Annotated in this window: 24 protein-coding genes; 9 read left to right on the forward strand and 15 right to left on the reverse strand. The window is 72.1% G+C overall.

What is annotated here, in order from left to right; translation table 11 throughout:
* Nucleotides 1–99 precede the first annotated feature (99 nt).
* Nucleotides 100–1,293, reverse strand: a complete 1,194-nt coding sequence (locus ACFXAE_RS27100; RefSeq protein WP_384719388.1) for an argininosuccinate synthase — start codon at nucleotides 1,291–1,293, stop codon at nucleotides 100–102.
* A gap of 202 nt (nucleotides 1,294–1,495) precedes the next feature.
* On the opposite strand from ACFXAE_RS27100, the gene ACFXAE_RS27105 reads away from it, so the two are divergent.
* The 5 genes from ACFXAE_RS27105 (at nucleotide 1,496) to ACFXAE_RS27125 (ending at nucleotide 6,084) form a co-directional block, all read left to right on the forward strand.
* A complete protein-coding gene (locus ACFXAE_RS27105; RefSeq protein ID WP_384719390.1) occupies nucleotides 1,496–1,945 on the forward strand; it encodes a hypothetical protein in 450 nt (149 codons plus the stop codon).
* 124 nt (nucleotides 1,946–2,069) lie between these two features.
* Nucleotides 2,070–2,705: a pyridoxamine 5'-phosphate oxidase family protein gene (locus ACFXAE_RS27110; RefSeq protein WP_384719392.1), complete on the forward strand. Its 636-nt coding sequence runs from the start codon at nucleotides 2,070–2,072 to the stop codon at nucleotides 2,703–2,705.
* A 372-nt stretch (nucleotides 2,706–3,077) separates the two neighbouring features.
* Nucleotides 3,078–4,460, forward strand: coding sequence for a ferric reductase-like transmembrane domain-containing protein (locus ACFXAE_RS27115; RefSeq protein ID WP_384719394.1), 1,383 nt, complete (start codon nucleotides 3,078–3,080; stop codon nucleotides 4,458–4,460).
* Nucleotides 4,461–4,511: 51 nt separating this feature from the next.
* A complete protein-coding gene (locus tag ACFXAE_RS27120; RefSeq protein WP_384719396.1) occupies nucleotides 4,512–5,291 on the forward strand; it encodes an FMN-binding protein in 780 nt (259 codons plus the stop codon).
* 55 nt (nucleotides 5,292–5,346) lie between these two features.
* Nucleotides 5,347–6,084: an FAD:protein FMN transferase gene (locus ACFXAE_RS27125; RefSeq protein WP_384719436.1), complete on the forward strand. Its 738-nt coding sequence runs from the start codon at nucleotides 5,347–5,349 to the stop codon at nucleotides 6,082–6,084.
* 287 nt (nucleotides 6,085–6,371) lie between these two features.
* Here ACFXAE_RS27125 and ACFXAE_RS27130 read toward each other — a convergent pair whose 3' ends face one another.
* The 7 genes from ACFXAE_RS27130 to ACFXAE_RS27160 form a co-directional block, all read right to left on the reverse strand.
* Nucleotides 6,372–6,911: an arginine repressor gene (locus ACFXAE_RS27130; RefSeq protein ID WP_384719398.1), complete on the reverse strand. Its 540-nt coding sequence runs from the start codon at nucleotides 6,909–6,911 to the stop codon at nucleotides 6,372–6,374.
* A gap of 7 nt (nucleotides 6,912–6,918) precedes the next feature.
* The gene (locus ACFXAE_RS27135) at nucleotides 6,919–8,124 is read right to left on the reverse strand and encodes an acetylornithine transaminase (RefSeq protein WP_384719400.1); all 1,206 of its coding nucleotides are present in this window, start codon (nucleotides 8,122–8,124) and stop codon (nucleotides 6,919–6,921) included.
* Nucleotides 8,121–9,023, reverse strand: a complete 903-nt coding sequence (argB, locus tag ACFXAE_RS27140; protein WP_384719402.1) for an acetylglutamate kinase — start codon at nucleotides 9,021–9,023, stop codon at nucleotides 8,121–8,123. Before argB ends, ACFXAE_RS27135 begins: the two co-directional genes overlap by 4 nt.
* A complete protein-coding gene (gene argJ / locus ACFXAE_RS27145) occupies nucleotides 9,020–10,171 on the reverse strand; it encodes a bifunctional glutamate N-acetyltransferase/amino-acid acetyltransferase ArgJ (RefSeq protein WP_384719404.1) in 1,152 nt (383 codons plus the stop codon). Before argJ ends, argB begins: the two co-directional genes overlap by 4 nt.
* Complete coding sequence (argC, locus tag ACFXAE_RS27150) at nucleotides 10,168–11,196, reverse strand: N-acetyl-gamma-glutamyl-phosphate reductase (RefSeq protein ID WP_384719406.1); 1,029 nt, start codon at nucleotides 11,194–11,196, stop codon at nucleotides 10,168–10,170. Before argC ends, argJ begins: the two co-directional genes overlap by 4 nt.
* Nucleotides 11,197–11,298: 102 nt before the next feature.
* Nucleotides 11,299–11,607, reverse strand: coding sequence for a hypothetical protein (locus ACFXAE_RS27155; protein WP_384719408.1), 309 nt, complete (start codon nucleotides 11,605–11,607; stop codon nucleotides 11,299–11,301).
* 41 nt (nucleotides 11,608–11,648) lie between these two features.
* Entirely contained in the window at nucleotides 11,649–14,138 is a 2,490-nt protein-coding gene (locus ACFXAE_RS27160; protein WP_384719410.1) for an alpha-L-arabinofuranosidase C-terminal domain-containing protein, read from the reverse strand.
* Between the two features lie 152 nt (nucleotides 14,139–14,290).
* Here ACFXAE_RS27160 and ACFXAE_RS27165 point away from each other — a divergent pair, with 152 nt between their 5' ends.
* Nucleotides 14,291–14,731: a DUF6314 family protein gene (locus tag ACFXAE_RS27165; RefSeq protein ID WP_384719438.1), complete on the forward strand. Its 441-nt coding sequence runs from the start codon at nucleotides 14,291–14,293 to the stop codon at nucleotides 14,729–14,731.
* Here the strand turns inward: ACFXAE_RS27165 and ACFXAE_RS27170 are convergent.
* The 3 genes from ACFXAE_RS27170 to ACFXAE_RS27180 all read right to left on the reverse strand — a co-directional run bounded on the left by ACFXAE_RS27170 (nucleotide 14,713) and on the right by ACFXAE_RS27180 (nucleotide 17,350).
* Nucleotides 14,713–15,306 (reverse strand): histidine phosphatase family protein, encoded by a 594-nt coding sequence (locus ACFXAE_RS27170; RefSeq protein WP_384719412.1) that lies wholly within the window; start codon nucleotides 15,304–15,306, stop codon nucleotides 14,713–14,715. The two genes, ACFXAE_RS27165 and ACFXAE_RS27170, sit on opposite strands and share 19 nt — an antisense overlap.
* A gap of 120 nt (nucleotides 15,307–15,426) precedes the next feature.
* Nucleotides 15,427–15,864, reverse strand: a complete 438-nt coding sequence (locus ACFXAE_RS27175; RefSeq protein ID WP_384719414.1) for a GNAT family N-acetyltransferase — start codon at nucleotides 15,862–15,864, stop codon at nucleotides 15,427–15,429.
* Between the two features lie 40 nt (nucleotides 15,865–15,904).
* Nucleotides 15,905–17,350, reverse strand: a complete 1,446-nt coding sequence (locus ACFXAE_RS27180) for a PLP-dependent aminotransferase family protein (protein WP_384719416.1) — start codon at nucleotides 17,348–17,350, stop codon at nucleotides 15,905–15,907.
* Between ACFXAE_RS27180 and ACFXAE_RS27185 the strand changes: the two genes are divergently transcribed.
* Nucleotides 17,349–18,266: a DMT family transporter gene (locus ACFXAE_RS27185; protein ID WP_384719418.1), complete on the forward strand. Its 918-nt coding sequence runs from the start codon at nucleotides 17,349–17,351 to the stop codon at nucleotides 18,264–18,266. The genes ACFXAE_RS27180 and ACFXAE_RS27185 overlap by 2 nt on opposite strands.
* Before the next feature lie 12 nt (nucleotides 18,267–18,278).
* On the forward strand, nucleotides 18,279–18,473 hold the full coding sequence (locus ACFXAE_RS27190; RefSeq protein ID WP_384719420.1) for a DUF1918 domain-containing protein: 195 nt from the start codon (nucleotides 18,279–18,281) through the stop codon (nucleotides 18,471–18,473).
* A 1-nt stretch (nucleotide 18,474) separates the two neighbouring features.
* Here the strand turns inward: ACFXAE_RS27190 and ACFXAE_RS27195 are convergent, their stop codons facing one another.
* Nucleotides 18,475–19,689 carry a glycoside hydrolase family 10 protein gene (locus ACFXAE_RS27195; protein ID WP_384719422.1) on the reverse strand — a complete coding sequence of 405 codons (1,215 nt, stop codon included), beginning with the start codon at nucleotides 19,687–19,689 and terminating at the stop codon, nucleotides 18,475–18,477.
* A gap of 187 nt (nucleotides 19,690–19,876) precedes the next feature.
* Here ACFXAE_RS27195 and ACFXAE_RS27200 point away from each other — a divergent pair, with 187 nt between their 5' ends.
* Nucleotides 19,877–20,734: a 3-hydroxybutyryl-CoA dehydrogenase gene (locus tag ACFXAE_RS27200; protein ID WP_384719424.1), complete on the forward strand. Its 858-nt coding sequence runs from the start codon at nucleotides 19,877–19,879 to the stop codon at nucleotides 20,732–20,734.
* 45 nt (nucleotides 20,735–20,779) lie between these two features.
* On the opposite strand, the gene ACFXAE_RS27205 is transcribed toward ACFXAE_RS27200, so the two are convergent.
* The 3 genes from ACFXAE_RS27205 to ACFXAE_RS27215 all read right to left on the reverse strand — a co-directional run bounded on the left by ACFXAE_RS27205 (nucleotide 20,780) and on the right by ACFXAE_RS27215 (nucleotide 24,165).
* Nucleotides 20,780–21,325 (reverse strand): NUDIX hydrolase, encoded by a 546-nt coding sequence (locus tag ACFXAE_RS27205; RefSeq protein WP_384719426.1) that lies wholly within the window; start codon nucleotides 21,323–21,325, stop codon nucleotides 20,780–20,782.
* A gap of 144 nt (nucleotides 21,326–21,469) precedes the next feature.
* Nucleotides 21,470–22,810 carry a transcriptional regulator gene (locus ACFXAE_RS27210; RefSeq protein WP_384719428.1) on the reverse strand — a complete coding sequence of 447 codons (1,341 nt, stop codon included), beginning with the start codon at nucleotides 22,808–22,810 and terminating at the stop codon, nucleotides 21,470–21,472.
* A gap of 254 nt (nucleotides 22,811–23,064) precedes the next feature.
* Nucleotides 23,065–24,165 carry a PP2C family protein-serine/threonine phosphatase gene (locus tag ACFXAE_RS27215; RefSeq protein ID WP_384719430.1) on the reverse strand — a complete coding sequence of 367 codons (1,101 nt, stop codon included), beginning with the start codon at nucleotides 24,163–24,165 and terminating at the stop codon, nucleotides 23,065–23,067.
* Between the last annotated feature and the right edge of the window lie 238 nt (nucleotides 24,166–24,403).

The raw sequence follows: 24,403 nt of genomic DNA on the forward strand, positions 1-24,403 counted from the left end.
GCTCCTCGAAGGTTCCGGATGTGCCGCCGCCTCCCCACGGTCGTGTGAGGAGGCGGCTGTCGGGCCAGTGCGTGTGAGGGGCCGTCAGGCTCCTGCGGCTTACGCCAGGTCGCGCTTGGCCGCGATCTTCGACGACAGACTGTAGATGTCGATGAAGCCCTTGGCCGCCGCCTGGTCGAAAGTGTCGCCCGTGTCGTACGTGGCCAGGTTGAAGTCGTACAGCGACGACTCCGAACGCCGGCCGGTGACGACCGCGCGACCGCCGTGCAGGGTCATCCGGACGTCACCGTTCACGTGCTGGTTGGCCTCGGTGATGAAGCCGTCCAGGGCGCGCTTGAGCGGGGAGAACCACTGGCCGTCGTAGACCAGCTCGCCCCAGCGCTGCTCGACCTGCCGCTTGTAGCGGGCGAGCTCGCGCTCGACGGTGACGTTCTCCAGCTCCTGGTGGGCGGTGATCAGGGCGATCGCGCCGGGGGCCTCGTAGACCTCGCGGGACTTGATGCCGACGAGGCGGTCCTCGACCATGTCGATCCGGCCGATGCCCTGGGCGCCGGCGCGCTCGTTGAGCTGCTGGATGGCCTGGAGCACGGTGACGGGCTTGCCGTCGAGGGCGACGGGGACGCCCTCCTTGAAGGTGATGATCACCTCGTCGGGCTCACGCGGCAGGGCGGGGTTCTGCGTGTACTCGTAGACGTCCTCGATCGGCGCGTTCCAGATGTCCTCGAGGAAGCCGGTCTCGACGGCGCGCCCGAAGACGTTCTGGTCGATGGAGTACGGGGACTTCTTGGTGGTCGCGATGGGCAGGCCCTTGGCCTCGCAGAAGGCGATGGCCTTGTCGCGGGTCATGGCGTAGTCGCGGACCGGGGCGATGCACTTCAGGTCGGGGGCGAGGGCGACGATGCCGGCCTCGAAGCGGACCTGGTCGTTGCCCTTGCCGGTGCAGCCGTGGGCGACGGTGGTGGCGCCGTGCTTCTGCGCGGCGGCGACGAGGTGCTTGACGATCGTCGGCCGGGACAGCGCGGAGACCAGCGGGTAGCGGTCCATGTAGAGGGCGTTGGCCTTGATCGCCGGGAGGCAGTACTCCTCGGCGAACTCGTCCTTGGCGTCCGCGACCTCGGCCTCGACGGCACCGCAGGCGAGGGCGCGCTTGCGGATGACGTCCAGGTCCTCGCCGCCCTGGCCGACGTCGACCGCGACGGCGATGACCTCGGCGCCCGTCTCCTCGGCGATCCAGCCGATGGCGACGGAGGTGTCCAGACCGCCCGAATAGGCGAGTACGACGCGCTCGGTCACGGGTTTCTCCTCACAGTGCATTCGCTGACATGCATGAGTATGCAGGAGTCCGCATGAATCGTCAATCTGCTCGCGAATCCCGGGCCGGGGTGAACATCGGAAACCCCTTTCGCGTACTTCTCGCCGGACGCAGGCGCCGCGTCGGACCGATCGAGACATCACGACAGACACCCGTGAACCCCGACCCGAGTGAGGCATCCGCATGTCCAGGGCCCTCCCGAAGTACAACAAGCGCCGCGTCGGCCTCATCGGCGGCGCCGCCGCGGTGGCGCTGACCGGCGCGGTGATCGCCGGTACCGCCCTCGCCGGCGAGTCGTCCGGGAACGGCGACGACGCGAACGCCCGGACACTGGCGGGACCGGGCACGGTCTCCTGCCCGGACGTGGCACCCGAGCTGCCCGCGATCCCCGCCTCCGCGCAGGCCGAGGTCGAGCGCAACCTCGGCGACCTCGACCAGCAGATCGCCGAAGCCGACAAGCGACTCGTCGACACCGTCGGACAGGGCGGGCCCGACTTCATCCGGAACGCCATCCTCGGCCCCCTGGAGGACAAGCGCGTCGCCGCCATCAACCGCATCGCCACCGCCATCGGCCGCACCGCCGAACGCCCCTCCGGGCTGGACTCCCTGGCCGCCTGCACGCTCACCAAGTGAGGTGACAGGCGCCGTGGCCGCCCCGTACAAGCGCCGGCCGGGGCGGCCACGGTTTCTCTCCCGACGTCCGACCGTCGGGCAATTCCTTAGACAGGCGAAAGATTTGGCCCCATAATCGTTGGACATGGGAAAGACCTATGAGCGCATAGACGGCCGCCTCCGCACCTTCATCGAGGAACAGCCGGTCTTCTTCACCGCCACCGCCCCACTGTCCGCCGACGGCACGGTCAACCTCTCGCCCAAAGGGCTCAAGGGATCCTTCGCGGTCCTCGACGAGCTCACCGTCGCCTACCTCGACTTCGCCGGCTCCAACGCCGAGACCATCGCCCATCTGCGCGAGAACGGCCGGATCACCCTGATGTGGACCGCCTTCCAGGGGCCGCCCAACATCGTGCGCGTACACGGCCGCGGCGAGCCCGTCTTCCGGGACGACCCCCGCTTCGGGGAGCTGCTCACCCGTTTCCCCGACATCGACCCCTCGCTCCACGGCCTGCGCGCGGTCATCGTGGTGACGGCCGAACTGATCCGGGACACCTGCGGATACGGGGTGCCCTTCATGGCGTACGAGAGCGACCGGGACCTGCACGGGAAGCGGTTCGCGCGGGAGGACGACGCCTCGCTCGACGCGTACTTCACCAAGAAGGAGCACATCGCGACCAGCCTGGACGGACTCCCCGGGCTGCCGTTGCCGCTGCCCCCCTCCACCGGTGAAGCGCGGCCCCTGCCCGGCGACGCGAAGCGCCGCCGCATCATTGGGTAATGGATCCGGCACGCTCGGTGCGTCGCCGGGAACGGCGGCCAGGTTTCCAATGCCCCGAGCGGGTCCCGTACGTGGTCCGGCGGCCGGAAGGACAGTCGCCGGACGGGCATGACCTGTCGAAACTCCAAGGACGGCCGGTTCCGCGCGGGACGGCGTACACGTACCGCCCCGTACGGCGGAGCTCCCGGTGGCGCCAGGACGGCGATGCGGAAGATCCCGCGCCGGGCCGATCCCGCGCGGGCTCCGCCCATCGCGTCGGGACCGGGAGCGGGCGCACGGCGATCACTCGCCACTGAGCCGGGATCTCCTCTGAACGCTCCTGCGTGACGGCACGTATCTGTGGGCCAAGGGTCAAGTCCCCACGGAGGAACCGTGACCACCACGCTCGCCGGCGGCCGTGCCGCCCGCCGCCAGACGATGCGCCGCATCCGTCCGCGCCGCTCCCCTGCCGTTCCCCTGCTGCTCGCCGTCGGTGCGGGCGCGGTGGCCGTGCTCTGGTTGTGGTGGACCAACACGCCGTCCATCGCGGACACCACCGGGAAGATCATCGCCGCCGGCCGGATCACCGGTCTGCTCGCCGGCTATCTGATGGCCCTGGTGGTGCTCCAGATGGCGCGGGTGCCCGCGCTGGAGCGCCGGGTGGGTTCGGACCGGGTCGCCCGCTGGCACGCGATGAGCGGCCGCTACACCGTCAGCCTGGTGATCGCGCACGTCTTCCTGATCATGTGGGGCTACGCCCGCCAGGCGGGCAAGAGCCTCGGCGACATCGTGCAGCAGACCATCACCTCCATCAACACACTGCCGGACATGGGCAAGGCCGCCATCGGCACCGGTCTGCTGTTCGTCATCGCCTTCCTCTCCATCGGCCCGATCCGGCGCCGGCTGCCGTACGACGGCTGGTACCACGTGCACCTGCTGACGTACGCGGCGGTCTACCTGACGTTCTGGCACCAGATCACCACCGGCAACGAGTTCGCCGTCGAGCCGACCGCGAAGACCTTCTGGTACGGGCTCTACGGCGTCGTGACCGCGCTGGTCCTGTGGTATCGGATCATCACCCCGGTGCGGCTGAACATGCGGCACCGGATGCGGGTCGAGGCGGTCATCGAGGAGACGCCGGGCATCGTGTCCGTGCTGATCGGCGGGCGCAGGCTGCACCGGATGGGCGCGGAGGCCGGGCAGTTCTTCCGCTGGCGGTTCAAGGCGCCGGGCATGCGGTTCAGCTCCCACCCGTACTCGCTGTCGGCGGCGCCCCGCCCGGACATGCTGCGGATCACGGTCAAGGCGATCGGCGACCACACCTCCCGGCTGCGCGAGCTGGAGCCCGGGACGAAGGTGTGGGCGGAGGGCCCGTACGGGGCGCTGACCGCGCAGCGCCGCAGCCGGGGCAAGGTGCTGCTGGTGGCGGGCGGGGTGGGGATCACGCCGATGCGGGCGCTGTTCGAGACGCTGCCCGGCGCCTCCGGTGACATCACGCTGCTGTACCGGGCGAACAGCACGCAGGACCTGGCGCTGTGGAGCGAACTGGCCAAGATCGCCGACGAGCGGGGCGCCCGGCTGATGTACGCGGTGAACAGCCCCGACGGGGAGCGCCCCGACATCTCGGCGGAGAGCCTGCGACGGAAGATCCCGGACGTCGACCGCCACGACGTGTTCCTGTGCGGTCCGCCCGGGTTCGCGCAGTCGGTGTACGACGCACTGCGCGACGCCGGGGTCCCCGCGCGCCGTATCCATCACGAGTCGTTCGAGATGTGAGCGACGGGTCATCCAGCCGGGTCATCCACACCATCAGGAGCTTGAGAAGCGATGAGGAAGAGTCACCCCGTCCGGCGTGCCGTACTCGCGACCGCCGCCACCGTGTCCGGCATCGTGCTGCTGCTGTCGCTGAAGCCGGCGTCCGACCCCGGCTCGGCCGCCGCGGCCGGCGGCGCGGCCCCGCCCGCGGCGGCCCAGTCGCCGCAGGGCGGCGCCCAGCCCATCGGGAACGGCACCGTCACCGGTGACGCGGCGCGGACGCAGTACGGCGCGGTACAGGTCCGGCTGACGGTGAGCGGCGGGAGGATCACCAAGGCCGAGGCCGTGCAGGCGCCCAAGGGCGGGCAGAGCGACCAGATCACCTCCCGGTCCGTGCCCAGGCTCAACCAGGCGGCCGTCACGGCGCAGAGCGCGGAGATCGACGCGGTGTCGGGGGCGACCTATACGAGCTCCGGGTACAAGAAGTCGCTGCAGTCGGCGCTGGACAAGGCGCGGGCGGCCGGCGGGTCGTCGGAGTCCTCCGGACCGGGGAACGGCGGGAACGCCGGGAGCGCTCAGGCGCGGACCGTCACCGGGGACGTGGCGCAGACACAGTACGGGCCGGTACAGGTGCGGATCACCGTCAGCGGCGGGAAGACCACCAAGGCCGAGGCGGTGCGGACGCCCAAGGGCGGACAGAGCGACCGGATCACCTCCAACGCCGTACCGAAGCTCAACCGGGCGGCGGTGGCGGCAGGGGACGCGGAGATCGACGCGGTGTCGGGGGCCACGTACACGAGCGCGGGGTACAGACAGTCACTTCAGTCGGCGCTGGACAAGGCCGGTGGCTGACACGGTGGCCGAGCCGGCCGAGGCTCCCGCCGCGGTGCGTCATGCGGAGGAGACGATGGGGACCGTCTTCTCCCTCGACGTCCGCGGCGGGGAACCCGCTGCGGTGCGCGCGGCGCTTCAGGAGGCGGTCGCGGGACTGCACCGGGTCGACGAGGTGTTCAGCACGTACCGCGACGACAGCCAGATCTCCCGGCTGGCGCGGGGTGAGCTGGGCGTCGGGGAGTGCGACGCCGAGGTCGCCGAGGTGCTGGAGCTGGCGGCGGAGGCGGAGCGGGTGAGTGAGGGCTGGTTCAGTCCGCGCTACCGGGGACGTCTCGATCCGACGGGCGTCGTCAAGGGCTGGGCCACCGAGCGGGCGGCGCGGCGGCTCGCCGCGGCGGGGGCGGCGGGGGTGAGTGTCAACGGAGGCGGGGACGTCCAGTTGCTGGGGGCGCCGGGGGCGGGGCGGCCGTGGCGGGTGGGTGTGTCGGACCCGTTGCGTCCGGGCGGTCTCGCTGCGGTCGTCTCCGCGGCCGGGGCCTCGGGATTGGCTGTGGCGACGTCCGGTACCGCGGAGCGGGGGGATCACATCGTCGACCCTCGTACGGGGCGGCCGGCGGTGACCGATCTGGTCGCGGTGACGGTCGTCGCGCCTTGCCTGACGTGGGCGGACTGCTGGGCCACGGCGGCGTTCGCGATGGGCTCCCGGCAGGCGCTCGCCTGGCTGGAGTCCCTGCCGGACGTCGAGGCGCTGCTGATCACGGCGGGCGACGAGGTGCGGTGCACCGGGGGTCTGGCGGGTTGGCTGGGGTGAGCGGCGCTGCTGAGTGACCGGCGCCACGGCTGGGGCACCGGCGTGTCACTCCCCCGCGTTCGCAGGGTGCCGCCGCGCCCGCCCTCCCCCGCTCTCTGCTTCGCGCGAGCGGGAGGTACCCCCATCGCCCTGGGGCACCTCCCCGGCCCTTGAGGCACTGGGGGGAGGCACGACTGCCCGCGGTGGGAGACGCTCGGCGGACGGTGCGGCAGCTCCCTCAGGGGCGCGGGGAACTGGCGACCGGCCACGGACGGCCCGCGGTCGGCGAGCTCACCGCCCCGCCCCCTTCAGTGGCCGTTCTGGGCCAACCTCAGCAAGTGGTCGGCCAACGCCTGACCCCCCGTCGCCTCCCGGCTGATCAGCAGCAGCGTGTCGTCGCCGGCGATCGTGCCGAGGATGTCGTGCAGTTCCGCCTGGTCGATCGCCGAGGCGAGGAACTGCGCGGCACCGGGCGGGGTGCGCAGGACCACGAGATTCGCGGAGGCCTCCGCGGAGATCAGCAGCTCCTGGGAGAGCCGCCGCATCCGCTCCTCCTTCGCGGACTCCCCCAGCGGCGCCCGGGGGGTGCGGAAACCCCCCTCGCTCGGCACCGCGTAGATCAGGTCGCCGTCGTTGTTGCGGATCTTCACCGCGTTCAGCTCGTCCAGATCGCGGGAGAGCGTCGCCTGGGTGACGCTCAGCCCGTCGTCGGCGAGCAGCTTCGCCAGCTGGCTCTGCGACCGCACCGGCTGCCGGTTGAGGATGTCCACGATCCGGCGGTGGCGTGCGGTGCGCGTCTGCGGCACGGCAGGCCCGGCCTGCTGACCCTGGTCCTGCTCCTGGCTCATCGTCGTCTCATTCTCCGGATCGTCCTTCCCCGCCCGCCGTGCCGGCCTGGTCCAGGATGCCGGGCAGTGCCCCGAGGAAGGCGTCCACCGCGTCGTCCCCGAGGTTCAGCGGCGGCATCAGCCGTACGACATCGGGGGCGGGCGCGTTCACGAGGAATCCGGCGTCCTGAGCCGCCTGTTGCACCTGGGGCGCGAGCGGCTCGGTGAGCACGATACCCAGGAGGAGGCCCGCGCCCCGGACACGGTCGATCAGGGCGTGGCCGGATCCCTCGATTCCGTCGCGGAGTTTCTCGCCCTGCCGCTTGACGTTCTCCAGCAGTCCCTCGTTCTCGATGGTGTCGAGAACGGCGAGTCCGGCGGCGCAGGCGACCGGGTTGCCGCCGAAGGTCGTGCCGTGGTGGCCGGGCCCCAGCAGGTCGGCGGCGCGGCCGAAGGCGACGGTGGCGCCCAGCGGCAGGCCGCCGCCGAGCTGCTTGGCGAGGGTGACGACGTCCGGCAGGACGCCCTCGTGGGCCTGGTACTCGAACCAGTTGCCGGTGCGGCCGACGCCGGTCTGCACCTCGTCCAGTACGAGCAGCACGCCCTTGGCGGCGGTGATGGCGCGGACCGCCTTCAGGTAGCCGGGGGGCGGGACGACCACGCCGAGTTCGCCCTGGATGGGTTCGATGACGACCAGGGCCGTCTCCTCGGTGACCGCGGCGTCCAGCGCCTGCGCGTCGCCGAAGGGCACGTGGGTGACATCGGCGGGCAGCGGCTGGAACGGCTCCCGCTTGCCGGGCTGCCCGGTGAGCGCGAGGGCGCCCATCGTACGGCCGTGGAAAGCGCCCTCGGTGGCGACGACGTGGGTCCGTCCGGTGAGCCGGCCGATCTTGAAGGCGGCCTCGTTGGCCTCGGCGCCGGAGTTGCAGAAGAAGACCCTGCCGTCCCGGCCGAAGAGCTGGAGCAGCCGCTCGGCGAGGGCGACGGTCGGCTCGGCCATGAAGAAGTTGGAGATGTGGCCCAGGGAGCCGATCTGCCGGCTCACGGCCTCGACGATCGCCGGGTGGGCGTGGCCGAGGGCGTTGGTCGCGATGCCGCCGACGAAGTCGAGGTACTCCGTGCCTTCGGCGTCCCAGACCTTCGGGCCCTCGCCGCGTACGAGGGGCAGGCGCGGCGTGCCGTAGTTGTTCATCAGCGCGCCCTGCCACCGTGCGGTGAGTTCTGCGTTGCTCACGACTTCCCCTGTTCGTCGGGCACGACCATCGTGCCGATGCCCTCGTCCGTGAAGATCTCCAGCAGGATCGAGTGCTGGACCCGGCCGTCGATGACGCGGGCGGTGGTCACGCCGCCTCGCACGGCGTGCAGACAGCCCTCCATCTTCGGCACCATGCCGGAGGACAGCTCCGGCAGGAGTTTCTCGAGCTGGGACGCGGTGAGCCGGCTGATCACCTCGTCGGAGTTCGGCCAGTCCTCGTAGAGTCCCTCGACGTCCGTGAGGACCATGAGGGTTTCGGCGCCCAGTGCAGCAGCGAGTGCCGCAGCCGCCGTATCAGCATTGACGTTGTAGACATGGTGGTCGTCCTGGCTGCGGGCGATCGACGAGACGACCGGGATGCGGCCGTCGGCGAGCAGGGCCTCGATCGCGCCGGTGTCGATGTCGGTGATCTCGCCGACCCGCCCGATGTCGACGGGCTCGCCGTCGATCTCGGGCCGGTGCTTGGTGGCGGTGAGGGTGTGCGCGTCCTCGCCGGTGAGGCCGACGGCGAACGGGCCGTGCCGGTTGAGCAGTCCGACCAGCTCGCGCTGCACCTGTCCGGCGAGCACCATGCGTACGACGTCCATGGCGTCCTCGGTGGTGACGCGCAGGCCGGCCTTGAACTCGCTGGCGATGCCGTGCCGGTCGAGCGCGCGGCTGATCTGCGGGCCGCCGCCGTGCACGACGACGGGCTTGAGGCCGGCGTGCCGCAGGAAGACGACGTCCTGGGCGAAGGCGGCCTTGAGGTCCTCGTCCACCATGGCGTTGCCGCCGAACTTGATGACGACGGTCTTGCCGTGGTGCCGGGTCAGCCAGGGCAGCGCCTCGATGAGGATCTGGGCCTTGGGCAGCGCGGTGTGCTTCCTCGTCGTACTCATGAGCTGTACGCGCTGTTCTCGTGGACGTAGTCGGCCGTCAGGTCGTTGGTCCAGATCGTCGCGGACTCACTGCCTGCCGCGAGGTCCGCCACGATGTGCACCTCGCGGTAGCGCATGTCCACCTTGTCGCGGTCCTCGCCGACACCGCCGTTCTTGCAGACCCAGACGCCGTTGATGGCGACGTTCAGCTCATCCGGCTCGAAGGCGGCCTTCGTGGTGCCGATGGCGGAGAGGACGCGGCCCCAGTTGGGGTCCTCGCCGTGGATGGCGCACTTGAGGAGGTTGTTGCGGGCGATGGAGCGGCCCACCTCGACGGCGTCGTCCTCGGTCGCGGCGTTGACCACCTCGACCTTGATGTCCTTGCTGGCGCCCTCGGCATCGCGGATGAGCTGCTGACCGAGGTCGTCGCAGACGGTCCGTACGGCCTCGGCGAACTCCTCGTACCCGGGCGTTGTCCCGGAGGCGCCGGAGGCGAGCAGCAGCACGGTGTCGTTGGTGGACATGCAGCCGTCGGAGTCGACCCGGTCGAAGGTGACCCGGGTCGCGTCCCGCAGGGCCTTGTCGAGGACCTCGGAGCCGAGGTCGGCGTCGGTGGTGAGGACGACGAGCATGGTGGCGAGGCCGGGGGCGAGCATGCCGGCGCCCTTGGCCATGCCGCCGACCGTCCAGCCGTCCCTGGTCACCACGGACGTCTTGTGGACGGTGTCGGTGGTCTTGATGGCGATGGCGGCCTTCTCCCCGCCGTGCTCGGAGAGCTGGGCCGCGGCGGTCCCGACGCCGGGGAGCAGCCTGTCCATCGGCAGCAGGACACCGATGAGCCCCGTCGAGCAGACGGCGACTTCGCCCGCGCCCACGCCCAGCACCTCGGCGGCCTTCTCGGCGGTGGCATGGGTGTCCTGGAAGCCCTTCGGTCCCGTACAGGCGTTGGCACCGCCGGAGTTGAGGACGACGGCGGACAGCTGCCCGCTCTTCAGCACCTGCTCGGACCAGAGCACGGGCGCCGCCTTGACGCGGTTGGAGGTGAAGACGCCGGCGGCGGCGCGGCGGGGGCCGTTGTTGACCACGAGGGCCAGGTCGGGGTTGCCGTTCTCCTTGATCCCGGCGGCGATGCCCGCCGCCGTGAATCCCTTCGCTGCCGTCACGCTCACGGCGCAACTCCGATCGTCGTCAGCCCGGTGGCCTCGTCGAGGCCCAGGGCGATGTTCATGCTCTGGACGGCACCGCCCGCGGTGCCCTTGGTCAGGTTGTCGATGGTGCTGATCGCGATGATCCGGCCGGCGGCGGTGTCGTACGCGACCTGGATCTGAACGGCGTTGGAACCGTGGACGGACGCGGTCGCGGGCCACCGGCCTTCGGGCAGGAGGTGGACGAAGGGCTCGTCGGCGAAGGCCTTCTCGTAGGCGGCGCGCACGGATTCGGCGGTGACGCCGGGCTTCGCCTTCGCGGTGCAGGTGGCGAGGATGCCGCGGGGCATCGGCGCGAGGGTCGGCGTGAAGGAGACCGAGACCCGCTCGCCCGCCGCCGCGCTGAGGTTCTGGATCATCTCGGGGGTGTGCCGGTGCCCGCCGCCCACGCCGTACGGCGACATGGAGCCCATGACCTCGCTGCCCAGCAGGTGCGGCTTGGCCGCCTTGCCCGCGCCGGAGGTGCCGGAGGCGGCGACGATCACCGCCTCGGACTCGGCGAGACCTGCGGCGTACGCCGGGAAGAGGGCGAGGGAGACGGCGGTCGGGTAGCAACCGGGCACCGCGACGCGCTTGGACCCCTCCAGCGCGGCGCGGGCACCCGGAAGCTCGGGCAGGCCGTAGGGCCAGGTACCGGCGTGCGGGGAGCCGTAGAACGTCTCCCAGTCGGCGGCGTCCTTCAGCCGGAAGTCGGCGCCCATGTCGATCACGAGCACCTCCTCGCCGAGCTGCTCGGCGACGGCGGCGGACTGGCCGTGCGGCAGCGCGAGGAAGACGACATCATGCCCGGCGAGCACCTCGGGCGTGGTCGGCTCCAGTACGCGGTCGGCCAGCGGCAGCAGATGCGGCTGGAGCGCGCCCAGCCGCTGCCCGGCGTTGGAGTTGCCGGTCAGGGCACCGATCTCGATCCCGGGGTGCGTCAGGAGCAGACGCAGCAGCTCACCGCCCGCATACCCGCTCGCTCCGGCCACCGCCGCGCGTACCACCATGGAAAACCCTCCTCCTGGATGGCATGACTATACGTTTCCATGCACGTTTATGCAATGCGGTCCCGAAACGATCCTGCGGCCGCCGGCGTCAGGGGTCAGAGGTCAGGCCAGGGCCATCAGGGCGGCGGTGATCAGGAGGGGGGTGAGGAGCAGGGCGGCGAGGTGCCCGAGCAGGGCACGGCCCATGCCGAGCACGGCGAACAGCACCACTCCGCCCAGCAGCCAGGAGCCGAAGATCCGCAGCGCCAGGTCCTGCGCGGCGTTCTCCTCCTCACGGGTGGCGGGGTCCCCGATCCCGCCGATCGCCGTCCACAGGAGCACGCCGCCCACCAGGACGTTCCCCGCCACGACGAAGGGTGCGACGGACCTGTCGGCCCGCCGCACCCTTTTCCAGACCCTCACGACGCCCATGGGTACGAGAGCCTAGCCCGCCGGTCTCCCGGCGGGCCGGGTCACCGCTGCTCGATCCGCAGGAACGTCACCGAGTTCGCCGGGAAGGTGTACGTGAACTCGCTGTCGACGCCCCGGAAGGTGGAGGTCACCGGGGTGACCGGGGCGTCCGTCTCCGTGTTGACCGCGTCCGCGTCGGCGGCCAGGGTGGTCACGCGGGCCCGGGAGGAGACCCTCGCGTCCCCGAGGTCGATCGCCGTGCGGGCCTCGGCCGGCCGGGCGTTGACGACCTTGACGATCAGGTCGCCGGTGCGGGCGTCCTCGGTGACCACCTGGCGGAACGGCTCGGCCGGCTTGTCGTCGGTGAAACTGCCCCACTCCCGGCCGTCGAGGTAGAGGGTCACCTGGCGGCCCCGCACCTTGATGTCGATGTCGTAGGCGCGGCCCGTCTCGATCGAGCCGGCCTTGGAGATCAGCGTCGACTTGCCGCCGTCCGAGGCCTGCTCGACGGCGGATTGGGTGTTGTTCCAGCCGCCGAGGTTCCACCAGTAGTGGTTTCCGGTGTCCTTGACGCCGAAGGCGACGAGGAAGCCCTCCTTGCCGGCCTTCTTGGTGGCCTTCACCTGCAGGTCGTAGTCGTGCCAGGCCGGGTCACCGGCAGTGACCAAGGTGTTCTCGGCGGCCTCGTCGGTCTGGACGTACTGGCCGTCCTGGACGCTCCAGCTTCCGCCGCCGCTGTGGGTCCACTTCGAGGCGTCACCGGAGAAGTCGTCGGTCAGCAGCGACGAGCCGTCCGCCGCGGTCACCCTCACGTCGTCGTACGCCGCGCTCGTCGCCCACGTCGACAGGCCGACGGCTCCCGTGATGGGGCCGCTGACGTCCGGCGTGGCGCTCGCCTCCGACGGGACCACGCGGTCGCCGACGTTGGTCATGAACAGCTTCTGGACCTCGTAGTTGGCCGAGCCCCAGGAGGCGTGGTTGTTGAACCAGATCATGTCCGGGGACCACTGGACGTAGTCCTCGTTGGCGAGCAGCGGCGCGTACGAGGCCAGCTTGACGATGTCGGCGTTGCGCTCCAGGCCGGTCATGAACGCGGCTTCGGCGAGACCGTTCTTCCAGGCGTTGCCCTGGGAGGCGTACTCGCCCAGGAAGACCTCGGGGCCGCCGCGGTCGTAGGAGTCGTAGCGGTCGTTGTTCTGCAGGAACCACTGCGGGCTGTTGTAGTAGTGCTCGTCGACCATGTCGACGTCGCCCTCGCGGTTGAGCTGCCAGGCGGTGTCGAAGATCGTGCCGGAGTCGTCGGGGCCGGAGTTGGAGACGACGGTGATGTCCGGGTACTCCGCCTCGATGGCGGTCCGGAACTGCTGGAAGCGGGCGAAGAACTCGTGCGGGAGGTTCTCCTCGTTGCCGACTCCGATGTGGGTGAGGCCGAAGGGCTTCGGGTGGCCCATCTCGGCGCGCACCTTGCCCCAGGTGGAGTTCGCGGGGCCGTTGGCGAACTCGATCAGGTCGAGGGTGTCCTGGATGTGCCGCTTCAGCAGTGCCTCGTCGTCGGTGGCCCTGTTCTGGCCGCAGCCGGTGACGAGGGCGGGGACGACGGGCAGCGGCATCGCGCCGACGTCCTCGGCGAAGCGGAAGTACTCGTAGTAGCCGAGGCCGTAACTCTGGTTGTACCCCCAGAAGTTGGCGTTGGTGGCGCGCTCCTCGACCGGGCCCACGGTGTCCTTCCACTGGTAGGAGCGCTTGCGCTGCCAGTCGGAGGCCTCGCTGTAGTCCTCCATGGAGCCGGTGTTGACCAGGCAGCCGCCGGGGAAGCGGACGAAGCCGGGGTTCAGGGCGGCGATCTTCTCGGCGAGGTCCTCGCGCAGGCCGTTGGGCTGGTTCTTGTAGGTGTCGCGCGGGAACAGCGACACCATGTCGAGGGCGGCGGCGGAGGAGGAGGTGACGGCGAGCCGGCCGCGGTTGCTGGTGCGGGACGCGGTGAACCCGGCCTCGTACTTGGCCCAGCCGCCCTCGACGGCCACCTTGCGGGCCTTCGCGAGCTCACCGGCCGCGTCCTTCAGTGCGACGGTGAGGGTGGTACCGCTCTCGGCGCGGGCCCACACGGAGAAGTCGTACCGCTCGCCCTCTTCCACCCGGATGCCCGTGTTGTAGCCGGAGTTCGTGACCGACGAGCCGGCGCCCAGGGAGAGGTAGTTGCGGTTGCGCTCGTTGAGCCGGCCGTCGTCGTTCACCACCTCGGCCGTGCCGCCCACCGCCCAGGAGGTCAGGGGCGTGTAGGAACCGTTGTCGGCGGTGGAGTACTCGAAGGACCGGTTCTGCACGAGTTCGGCGTACAGACCGCCGTCGGCGGCCCGGTTGATGTCCTCGAAGAAGACGCCGTACATCGTGTCGCCGATCGCCGCGCCCTCGGCGCCCGGGTCGACGGTGATCGTGTAGTCGGCGGTGTCCTCGGCGTGCGCGGGGGCCGGGACGAGGGCGGCGGCCGTCAGGAGCGCGGTGGCGGTGAGCCCGAGTCCGAGACGGGCGCGGTGGCGTGCTGTGCGTGACATGGATACCCAGCGGCTCTCTCTAGGAGTGGGTGACTCTAGGAGGTGTTCGATATATCGATCATTGGTCAGCACTTCGAACGGCAAGATAGGGAGGAGGCAGGAGCACGTCAATGGGTCGTGCGGCAACGGAGACCACGCGGGAACGAGGCGGGATGGGCGAGTTCTGGCCGGTGCCCGACACACTGGGCTACCTGAGCGGCCGCTGGCGGGCGGAACGGACCGTGCGGGACCTGGCGGGCGGCGAGGAGGGACGCTTCGAGGGAACGGTCGTTTTCGGCCCGCTGGAGGGCGGCGGCCTGCTGCAGCACGAGTCCGGCGACTTCACCTGGCGGGGTGTCACCCGGCCCGCCGAGCGGACCCTGCGCTTCCTGCCCGGGCCCGGCGGCACGGCGGACGTACGGTTCGCGGACGGGCGCCCCTTCCACGACCTGGACCTCACCGCGGGACGGTACGTCGCCGACCACCCCTGTTCCGCCGACCTCTACCGGGGCGAGTTCACCGTCCGGGACGCGGACCACTGGCGGACCCTCTGGCGGGTGCGCGGCCCCGCGAAGGACCTGGAGCTCATCACCGGCTACGCGCGCGCTCTCTGAGCGGACACCCCTTCGACGCGCAGGTTCCAGCGGCCCGCCCGGCCGGCGACACCGATCGTCGACAGCGAGCGGACGTCGATGTTCCAGTACGTGGCGGGCGGGGCCTTGAGCACGTACACCAGGGCCGCGCGGATCACGGACGGCTCGGCCACGGCGACGACCCGGCAGCCGTCCTCGACCGGCCGGGTGTCGAGCCAGCCGCCGACGCGGCCGATGAAGGCCGGCAATGACTCCCCACCGTGCGGGGTGGACCGCGGGTCGGCGAGCCAGGCGTCCACGGCCCCCGGCTCCCGGGCCATCGCCTCCCCCAGGGTCAGCCCCCGCCAGCGGCCCATGTCGCAGTCGCGCAGGGCGAGCTGCACCAGTGGCGCGTATCCGAGCCCGTCACCGGTGGCGCGGCTGCGCGGAGCCGGGGAACAGTAGCGCAGATCGGCCGCGGCGAGCGGCAGCAGTTCGTGCGCGACCCGTTGCACCTCGCTCCAGCCGGCCTGGTCCAGCGGCCGGTCGTCCTCGAAACGTTCGGCGAGCACCGAGGAGCTCCCCGCGGCGGCGACGAACGTGACCCGAAGTGCCATGCGGCGATCGTGAGTCGCCGAGGTGCGCGGGTCAAGAGGTGTCACGGAGGCGTCACTCAAGGTACATCCGGCCTTACCGGCTGGTAAGGACGCGCCGGACAAGTGCCCCGAAACGCGCCGTCATCCGTCGACGAGCGCCATCCAGTGGTCGGGCCGCTCCAGCGGCCGGAACCCCAGCTTCGCGTAGACCCCGTGCGCGTCGTGCGTGGCCAGCATGATCCGCTTCAGCCCGCAGGGCCGCAGCTCCTCCCGCACGGCCGCCACCAGGGCCGTGCCGACTCCCTTGCCGCGCACCGACGGGTCCACGTACACGTCGCACAGCCAGGCGAAGGTCGCCCGGTCGGTGACGACCCGGGCGTACGCCACCTGCTCCCCCGAGAGCGTGTCGTGGACGCCGAAGTTGAGCGAGCCCTCGATCGCCCGGTCCTGCTTCTCACGGGAACGGCCCAGGGCCCAGTACGCGTCGGTGGACAGCCACCGGTGCACACGCCCGGCGTCGATCCGGGCGGGATCGGTGGAGATCTCGTAGCCCTCGGGCAGGGGCGGGGAGTCGGTCATGGCCGGATGCTCGCAGGTCGCCCGGGGCTGCGTCGAACCGTTATCCCTGTCGTCCCAGCACCTCGTCGCAGGCGGTGCGCAGGCGCCGTACGCCCTCGGTGATCTCCCCGGTGCCGGCCACCGCCGCGAAGCTCAGGCGGAGGTGGCCGGCCGGGGGCTCGGCGCTGAAGTAGGGGCGGCCGGGGGTGACGGCGACACCCGCGCGCAGGGCGGCGGCGGTCAGGGCGGACTCCGCCGCGCCGTCCGGCAGCCGCGGCCACAGGTGATAGCCGCCGGACGGGATGTGCGGCAGGGCGAGTTCGGGCAGGTGGAGGCGGAGCGCGGCGGTCATCGCGTCCCGGCGGGCCCGCAGCGCGGCCGAGATCGCGCGCAGGTGGCGCGGCCAGGCGGGCGAGCCGACGAGTTCCAGGGTGGCCTCCTGGAGGGGCCGGGGCACGAAGAAGGTGTCGACGATCTGGATGGCCCGCAGCCGTTCCAGGACCGGGCCGTGCGCGGCGAGCGCGCTCACCCGGAAGCTGGGCGAGGTCGCCTTGGTCAGCGAGCAGACGTGCACCACCACCCCGTCGGGGTCGTCGGCGGCGAGCGGGCGCGGCAGCGGGCCCGCGTCCTCGTGCACCAGCCGCCGCACGAAGTCGTCCTCGACCACGAAGGCGCCCGCCTCGCGGGCGATGCGCAGCACCTCGCCGCGCCGGCCGGGGGCGAGCACGGCACCGGTGGGGTTCTGGAACAGCGGCTGGCAGACGAGGACCCGGGCGCCACTCGCCCGGAACGCGTCCGCGAGCAGCACGGGCCGTACGCCGTCCGCGTCCACCGGGACGGGCACCGGGCGCAGTCCGGCCGCGCGGGCGATGGCCAGCATGCCCGGGTAGGTGGGCGACTCGACGAGGACGGGGGCGCCCGGCGGGGCGAGCGCCCGCAGGGCGGTGGTCAGCGCGGACTGCCCGCCCGAGGTGACCAGCACGCCCGCCGCCGTCACCGGCCCGCCGATGCTGCGCGCGAACCACTCGCGCAGCTCCGGCAGCCCTTCCACGGGCGGCCGCCCCCAGGCGCCCGGCCGGCGCCCGGCCCGGGACAGTGCCGCCGCCATGGCCCGCTCCGGCTGCAGGGAGGGGTGCAGATAGCCGCCGTTGAACTCGATCACCCCGGGCGGTGGCGCGGCCAGCGACGCCAGCACCCCGGAGGCGTCCACCGAGCGCGGTACGAGGTCGGCGGCGCCGTCGGCGCTGAGGGCGACCTCCTGCCAGGAGGTGTCCCCGGCGGGAGCGGTGGCCTCCCGGGGCTGCGCGCGGAAGGCGCCGGCGCCGGGCCGGGTGACCACCAGGCCCTCGGCGGCGAGCTGCGCCAGTGCCCGGGAGACGGTCACCGGACTCACCCGGAACCGCTCCACCAGGGCTCGACTGGAAGGGAGCTTTCCATCGGGAGAGTAGCGGTCCAGCTCCTTCCGCAGCCGGTCCGCCAGCTCACCGACACTGCTACGCTCATGCATGAGAGCACAGAGTAGCGCTACTGCCGGTCCGCCGATAGCAGTCACCGCCCCCCGCGACCGCCGCGGCTTCGGCACCCTCCAGGCCGCCCTCGGCGTGATCGCCTTCTCCCTCACCTTCCCGGCCACCGCCTGGGGTCTCGAAGGCTTCGGGCCCTGGTCGCTGGTGGCCGTGCGCAGTGTGCTCGCGGCGCTGATCGCCGGCGGCTGTCTGCTCGCCCTGCGGGTTCCGCCACCGGACCGGAAGCACTGGCCCGGACTCGCGGTGGTCGGCGCGGGAGTGGTGCTCGGCTTCCCGATGCTGACCACCCTGGCACTGCAGACCTCGACCACCGCGCACGCGGCGGTCGTGGTGGGCCTGCTCCCGCTGACCACGGCGCTGCTGTCCGCCCTGCGCGTCGGTTCCCGGCCCTCGCGCCTCTTCTGGGCGGCGGCCCTCGCCGGGGCCGCCGCCGTCGTGGCGTTCACGGTGCAGCAGAGCGGCGGCGCGCTCACCACGGCCGACCTGTACCTGTTCGCGGCGCTCCTGGTGTGCGCGGCCGGCTACACCGAGGGCGGCAGGCTGGCCCGGGTGATGCCGGGCTGGCAGGTGATCGGCTGGGCGCTGACGCTGTGCCTGCCGCTCACCGTGCCCGTCGCCGCGGTCGCGCTGACCGTCGAGCCGGTGACGTTGACCGCCCACAGCGTGACCGGCCTGCTGTGGGTGGCGGCGGGCTCGCAGTTCCTCGGGCTGATCGTCTGGTACCGGGGCATGGCGGCCATCGGCATCCCCAAGGCCAGCCAGTTGCAGCTGGCCCAGCCGCTGCTCACACTGGTGTGGTCGGTGCTGCTGCTGAACGAGCAGCTGACGGTGGCCGCCCCGCTGACGGCCGCGGCTGTGCTCGTGTGCATCGCCGTCACCCAGCGGGCACGCGGTTGAGAGGAGGCCCCGATGCGCGCAACCGAGGGCGACCAGCTTGTCCAGCACGGCAGGGTGGTCGGCCAGCACGACAAGGTCGGAGAGATCGTCGAAGTGATGGGCCAGGGAGGGAACCCGCCCTACCGCGTCCGTTTCCAGGACGGACACGAGGGCGTGTGCTCACCCGGCCCCGACACCGAGATCCGGCACAGGACCCCACAGCACTAGATCAGCGCGGTGGTTCCGCCGGCCGCCGGTAGTGGTCGGCGACCACCCGCGTCATCGCCCCGACCGGGTCGGCCGTCACCTCACGGGCGGCGAAGAAGACGTGCCCGCGCACCTCCGGGTGCTCGGCGGCCAGCGTGAGGTGACGGGACAGCTCGGCCGGATCCCGCCAGGCCGCGGGCTGGGCCGGGTCGCCCGCCTTGTAGAGGGCCTCCCCCGCGTACAGCCGGGTCCCGGAGTCCCTGACGACCTCGGCCCACCAGGGCAGCAGCTTCGCGTAGTCGGCGGCGGCGAAGCCGATGTTCCAGTAGAGCTGCGGGCAGATGTAGTCGATCCAGTTCTCCCGGGCCCAGCGGCGGGTGTCGGCGTGCAGGTCGTCGTACGTCTGCACGCCCGCGCGAGTGTCGGAGCCCCGCTCGTCCACGTCGGCGTTGCGCCACACGCCGAAGGGGCTGATGCCGAAGCGGGTGCCGGGCCTGATCTCCTTGATCCCGGCGGCCGTCTCGCGCACCAGCCGGTCGACGTTGTCCCGCCGCCAGGCCGCCCGGTCCGGGAAGTCGCCGCCGTACGTGTCGTAGGCGAGGTCGTCGTCGAAGGTCTGGCCGGCCACCGGATACGGATAGAAGTAGTCGTCGAAGTGGACCGCGTCGACGGGGTAGCGGCGCACCGCGTCCAGCATCGCCTCCCGTACGAAGGCACGGACCCCGGGCAGCCCCGGGTCGTAGTAGAGCTTCCCGCCGTACGGGACGACCCAGCCGGGGTTGCGGCGGGCGGGGTGGGAGACGGTGAGCCGGGCGGGGTCGGCGTGCAGGGCCACGCGGTACGGGTTGAACCAGGCGTGCAGCTCCAGGCCGCGGGCGTGGGCCTCCGCGACGGCCGTGCCGAGCGGGTCCCAGCCGGGATGGGTGCCCTGGGTGCCGGTGAGGTACTGCGACCACGGCTCATACGGCGAGGGCCACAGCGCGTCGGCCGTGGGCCGCACCTGGAAGATCACGGTGTTGAGGCGGTTGCGGACGGCCGCGTCGAGGTGGGCGAGCAGTTCGGCGCGCTGCCGCGCCGCGCTCAGCCCCGGCCGGGAGGGCCAGTCCCGGTTGGTGACGGTGGCCACCCACATGCCCCGCATCTCGCCGGTCGCCGCGGTCGGCACCGTGCGTGGCCGCGGCGCGGCGGACGCCCGCGGCACCGTCGCCAGCGCGGCCAGCGCCGCCGTCGCGAACATCCTGCGTGACACCCGCCCCATCGCGCCCCCTGAACACCGTCGAACCGCCCGGCCTGACGCGGTCCCGCGTCCAGGATGCCCCACCCCCGCGATCGATCATCGATACTTCGGAGTAACGTGCACGAACGGAGCAGGACCCGGGACCCGGCGACCTGCCACAGCCGTAAGCAGGAGCGAAAGGACCGATGTGACCGACATCGAACGCGTCGGAGTGGTGGGCTGCGGTCAGATGGGTGCGGGGATCGCCGAGGTGTGTGCCCGCGCCGGACTGGACGTCAAGGTCGCCGAGACCACCGGCGAGGCCCTGGAGATCGGCCGTACCCGGCTGTTCAACTCCCTGTCGAAGGCGGCCGAGCGCGGCAAGATCTCCGCGGAGGAGCTGACGGCCACGCAGGACCGGCTGAGCTTCACCACGGACCTCGGCGAGTTCGCCGACCGTGATCTGGTGATCGAGGCCGTGGTCGAGAACGAGCAGGTCAAGACCGAGATCTTCCAGGTCCTCGACCAGGTGGTGACCCGGCCGGACGCGATCCTGGCCTCCAACACCTCCTCCATTCCGCTGGTGAGGCTGGCGGTCGCCACCTCACGGCCCGACCACGTCATCGGCATCCACTTCTTCAACCCGGCCCCGGTGCAGAAGCTGGTCGAGCTGATCCCGGCGCTCACCACCTCCGAGGGCACCCTTAGCCGCGCCCAGGCCTTCACCGAGAAGCTCCTGGGCAAGCACGCGATCCGCGCCCAGGACCGCTCCGGCTTCGTGGTGAACGCGCTGCTGATCCCGTACCTGCTCTCCGCGATCCGGATGTTCGAGTCGGGCATCGCCAGCCGCGAGGACATCGACAACGGCATGGAGATGGGCTGCGCCCACCCGATGGGCCCGCTGAAGCTGTCCGACCTGATCGGTCTGGACACGGTGGCCTCGGTCGCGTACTCGATGTACGAGGAGTACAAGGAGCCGCTGTACGCCGCTCCCCCGCTGCTCCAGCGCATGGTCGACGCGGGCCGGCTGGGCCGCAAGAGCGGCTCGGGCTTCTACACGTACTGAGCCCATGAGGCCCGGCACCTCGCGAGGTGCCGGGCCCTCGGCGTTTCAGGGCCTGCCGTCCCGGCCGAGCCTGAGGTGGTGCAGCAGGAGTAACGCCGCCGCCATGTTGGCGGCCGGGACCTCGCCGGCGGCGACCAGGTCGGGGACCACTTTCAGGGGCACCCACTCCCGGCGGTCCGATTCGAAGTCGTCCACGGGGTGTCCGACGTACTCGCCCTCGTCGGACCAGTAGATGTGATGCCGGGCGTCGGTGAGGCCGTTGGAGGGCTCCACGCTCATCAGGTGGTGCAGCGGCCCCGGCCGCCAGCCGGTCTCCTCCTCCAGTTCCCGCGCGGCGGCCCCGGCGACGTCCTCGCCGTCCTCGACCACTCCGGCCGCGAGTTCCCACCCCCAACTGTCGGTGATGAAGCGGTGGCGCCACAGCAGGAGGGCCTCGTTGGCCTCGTTCACCACCGTGGCCACGGCGACGGGCCGCAGCCGGATGAGGAAGTGGTCGAGATGCCGGCCGTCCGGCAGCTCGACATCGGCGAGATTGACGCTGAACCAGCGATTTGAGTACACAGTTTGCTCGTTCTGCTTCGTCCACTGCACGGTTCTGCCACCTTCCTACGGGTAAGGGGCAATATCGCAGCAGCAGCGGTCCGGCAGGCAGGCGCACGGGAGGCAGCCCGTGGCGCAGCGGCGGGCGCGGCGGAGGCGCGCGCCGGGCACGGGGGTCCTTGAACCGCGCCGGTGCTAGAGCGGTACGCGCAGTGCCCCGTCGATGAGTTCGGCCGCCTCGGTGGTGCCCGCGCAGCCGCTGCGGACGAGGTGCTCACGCACCTCGCGCAGCCTGTCCCGCAGCCGCTGCGACTCCATTCCCCGGGCCTGCTCGGCCATCTGCACCGCGATGGCCACCGCGTTGTCGGCATTGCCCTGGCGCAGTTCGATGGTGCTCAGCATGGCCAGCCGGTGCACCCGGCCCCGGTCGTGCGCGGGGGTGTCCACGGCCGCCGCCGCGTGCTCCCCGGCCGCGGCCAGCTCGCCGAGGCTGAGCAGCGCCTCCGCCACCTGGACGTTGACCAGGCCTGGCTGGACGTAGCCGGTCTCGTCGGGTTCGGTTCCGCGCCGGATCCGCTCGGCGGCCCGCTCGGCCCGCCGGATGCGGGACAGCGCGGCGGTGCCGTCGCCGAGGTGCGCGTACGCCTTGGCCTGCATCGCGTACAGGTCGGAGGCGAGGGCCGGGGTGATGCGGGTGCCGGCGGCGCGCAGCGCGGCCTCCGCGAAGGCGACGGCCTGCCGGTACTCCCGCATGTGCAGCGACTGGTTGACGAGCAGCGCGATCACATAGGCGCCCAGTCCCCGGTCCCCGCTGGCCTTCGCCAGCCGCAGCGCCTGGTGGAAGTAGCGCTGGGCGAGGCCGTGCGTGTCGGAGTCGTACGCGCAGATGCCGGCGACCGCCACCAGACCGCCGGTGGCCCGGTGCAGGTGGCGGCCGGTGGCGTCGGTGTAGCCGCCGCGCAGCAGCGGGGCGGCCTCGGCGTTGAGGAAGCCGACGATCCGGGCGCGGGTCGCGACGCCGCCCGCCTTGCGGTACATCTGCTCGTAGTGGGTGCGGGCGGCGCGCAGCATGTCGAGGTCGCCGGGGGTGACCCGGTGCCGGCCGCCGCGGGAGACGTCCACGTCCTCGGGCGGGTTCTCCCACTCCCATACGGGCATGACGGCGGGCGTGCCCGTGACGGCGGGGGCGCCGAGTATGTGCGGGCGCCGCTGCTGGTCGGAGCGCCACAACGCGGTGGCCCGCTCGACGAACCCGCAGAGCGAGCCGGTGTGCGGGGCGGACGGCCCGCCGGGCACGCCGAGGCCGATGTCGTCGAGGGTGACCTGGCGGCGCAGCCGGGCGGCGAGCACCTCGCAGATCAGGTCGGGCACCTGTCCCCGGGGCCGCTGTCCCTTCAGCCACCGCGCCACGGCGGTGTGTTCGTAGCGGAGCGCCAGACCGCGCGCCCGGCCGGCCTGGTTGACGTGCGCGGCCAGGCCCGCGTGCGAGATGCCGGCCTCGTCCAGGATCGCGTCGAGCAGAGTATTGGGCTGCATTCCAGGGCCCCCCGGTGGCTCGGTGGCGGACAGAGTAGTGGCTGCGCGTTCACACGGGGTGTGAACGGAGTGCCCGAATCCGCAGTGTGCGCGCGCTGTCGCCGAACGTGTCCGGCCGGTTGACTGAACTGTCTCGAAAGAGGCCGGCCGGGCCGCCGGCTCCCCCTCGTACAGTGCGGCGGCCCGTTTCCACGCCGTCCGCCCTGCTGCCTGCCCGACACTCCGTGGCGGGACGGACGGCGTGGCGCCGCCGGTCACGCCGGGGACTGAAGGTGGCTCGTCGGGTGCGGGGTGGCCGGCCGCGCGGTGGTGCGCACCCCTGTGGGGGTGCCTCCCACAGGCCGCTCGTTCCTCAGGACCAGCAGGGCCACGTCGTCCCCGGGCGGGCCGGCGGTGTGCCGCAGCAGTGCCGTGAGGACCGTGCGCAGCATGGACTGGGCGGTGCGCGGGTGGGCGCGCGCGGCCTCGGTGAGGGCGTCCCGCAGGGGGAAGAACCGGCCCTCGGCGTCCCGTGCCTCCTCGGCTCCGTCCGTGTGCAGGACGAGTGCGTCACCGGGCAGCAGGGGTCCGCAGGGGACGGCGGGCAGTTCGGGCGGCAGCGGGAACGGGCCGAGCGGCGGGAGCGGACCGGTGCGGGCGAGCGGTTCGGCCCGTGCGCCGGTCAGCAGATACGGCCAGGGGTGACCGCAGTTCAGGGCCCGTACGTCCCCGTCCGGGAGGATCTCCAGCAGCAGGACGGTGACGAACTCCTCGCCGGGCGTGCTGTCCTGGGCGGCGCCCGCCGGGTCGTGGCCGCCGGTGTGCTGCGCCCGCAGGTGCCGGGCCATCGCCCGCTCCAGCCGGCGCAGCACACCGGCGAGTTCGGCCTCGTCGTGGGCGGCCTCACGGAAGCTCCCGAGGACGGCGGCGGCGGTCGTCACGGCTCCGAGCCCGTGCCCGCGGACGTCACCGATGACGGCCCGTACGCCGTGCTCGGTGGCGACCACCTCGTACAGGTCGCCGCCGATCCGGGCTCCCGGGTCGGCGGAGAGGTGGACCGCGGCGGCGGCCAGGCCGTCGACCCGTGGGGGCGGCGGCCGCAGCAGCGCGCTCTGCGCGGCCTCCGCGATCCGGCGGGTTTGTCGCAGTTCGCGCAGCAGCCGACGCCGCACATGCATCACCAGGCCGGTGACGATCGCGCACATCACGGCACTGCTGACGAGGCGCGCGCCGAGGGCGTCGTCGTGGGCGAGCGGACAGGTCAGCCGGTAGGCGACCGCGGTGGCGCCCAGGGCTGTGGGCACCACGAAGGCGGGCACCCGTGACAGGAACCGGGGTGGCGCCCCGCGGGGAGCCCCGGGCTTGAAGCGGATCATGCCGATGGCCCCCCATACAGGCCTGGACAGCGCAGACCGGCCTCGAAAGGCCGGTCCGATTCTGCCGACCGCCTGGCCTGATCTGGACGTATCGCCCCGAATAGCCACCCGAACGAGTGAGGTGACCGGCGGGATGAGGGGAACGGGGGGTTGGGGGGGGGGAGGTGCCGCGAACCCCCCCCCCCCCACCCCACCGCCACGCGCCCCCCCGGGGGCGGCCGGGGCGGGGGGGAGCCGC

The sequence above is a fragment of the Streptomyces sp. NPDC059454 genome, from assembly GCF_042749965.1.
Taxonomy (GTDB): domain Bacteria; phylum Actinomycetota; class Actinomycetes; order Streptomycetales; family Streptomycetaceae; genus Streptomyces.

Excerpts from the sequence above, each read along its gene's own strand:
- argC (WP_384719406.1), bottom strand. The coding sequence starts at position 11,196 with ATGGTGGTACGCGCGGCGGTGGCCGGAGCGAGCGGGTATGCGGGCGGT.
- ACFXAE_RS27130 (WP_384719398.1), bottom strand. The coding sequence starts at position 6,911 with ATGAGCCAGGAGCAGGACCAGGGTCAGCAGGCCGGGCCTGCCGTGCCG.
- ACFXAE_RS27180 (WP_384719416.1), bottom strand. The coding sequence starts at position 17,350 with ATGCATGAGCGTAGCAGTGTCGGTGAGCTGGCGGACCGGCTGCGGAAG.
- ACFXAE_RS27105 (WP_384719390.1), top strand. The coding sequence starts at position 1,496 with ATGTCCAGGGCCCTCCCGAAGTACAACAAGCGCCGCGTCGGCCTCATC.
- ACFXAE_RS27110 (WP_384719392.1), top strand. The coding sequence starts at position 2,070 with ATGGGAAAGACCTATGAGCGCATAGACGGCCGCCTCCGCACCTTCATC.
- ACFXAE_RS27175 (WP_384719414.1), bottom strand. The coding sequence starts at position 15,864 with ATGACCGACTCCCCGCCCCTGCCCGAGGGCTACGAGATCTCCACCGAT.
- ACFXAE_RS27120 (WP_384719396.1), top strand. The coding sequence starts at position 4,512 with ATGAGGAAGAGTCACCCCGTCCGGCGTGCCGTACTCGCGACCGCCGCC.
- argB (WP_384719402.1), bottom strand. The coding sequence starts at position 9,023 with ATGAGTACGACGAGGAAGCACACCGCGCTGCCCAAGGCCCAGATCCTC.
- ACFXAE_RS27155 (WP_384719408.1), bottom strand. The coding sequence starts at position 11,607 with ATGGGCGTCGTGAGGGTCTGGAAAAGGGTGCGGCGGGCCGACAGGTCC.
- ACFXAE_RS27210 (WP_384719428.1), bottom strand. The coding sequence starts at position 22,810 with ATGCAGCCCAATACTCTGCTCGACGCGATCCTGGACGAGGCCGGCATC.
- ACFXAE_RS27165 (WP_384719438.1), top strand. The coding sequence starts at position 14,291 with ATGGGCGAGTTCTGGCCGGTGCCCGACACACTGGGCTACCTGAGCGGC.
- ACFXAE_RS27160 (WP_384719410.1), bottom strand. The coding sequence starts at position 14,138 with ATGTCACGCACAGCACGCCACCGCGCCCGTCTCGGACTCGGGCTCACC.
- ACFXAE_RS27170 (WP_384719412.1), bottom strand. The coding sequence starts at position 15,306 with ATGGCACTTCGGGTCACGTTCGTCGCCGCCGCGGGGAGCTCCTCGGTG.
- ACFXAE_RS27195 (WP_384719422.1), bottom strand. The coding sequence starts at position 19,689 with ATGTTCGCGACGGCGGCGCTGGCCGCGCTGGCGACGGTGCCGCGGGCG.
- ACFXAE_RS27190 (WP_384719420.1), top strand. The coding sequence starts at position 18,279 with ATGCGCGCAACCGAGGGCGACCAGCTTGTCCAGCACGGCAGGGTGGTC.
- ACFXAE_RS27215 (WP_384719430.1), bottom strand. The coding sequence starts at position 24,165 with ATGATCCGCTTCAAGCCCGGGGCTCCCCGCGGGGCGCCACCCCGGTTC.
- ACFXAE_RS27125 (WP_384719436.1), top strand. The coding sequence starts at position 5,347 with ATGGGGACCGTCTTCTCCCTCGACGTCCGCGGCGGGGAACCCGCTGCG.
- ACFXAE_RS27185 (WP_384719418.1), top strand. The coding sequence starts at position 17,349 with ATGAGAGCACAGAGTAGCGCTACTGCCGGTCCGCCGATAGCAGTCACC.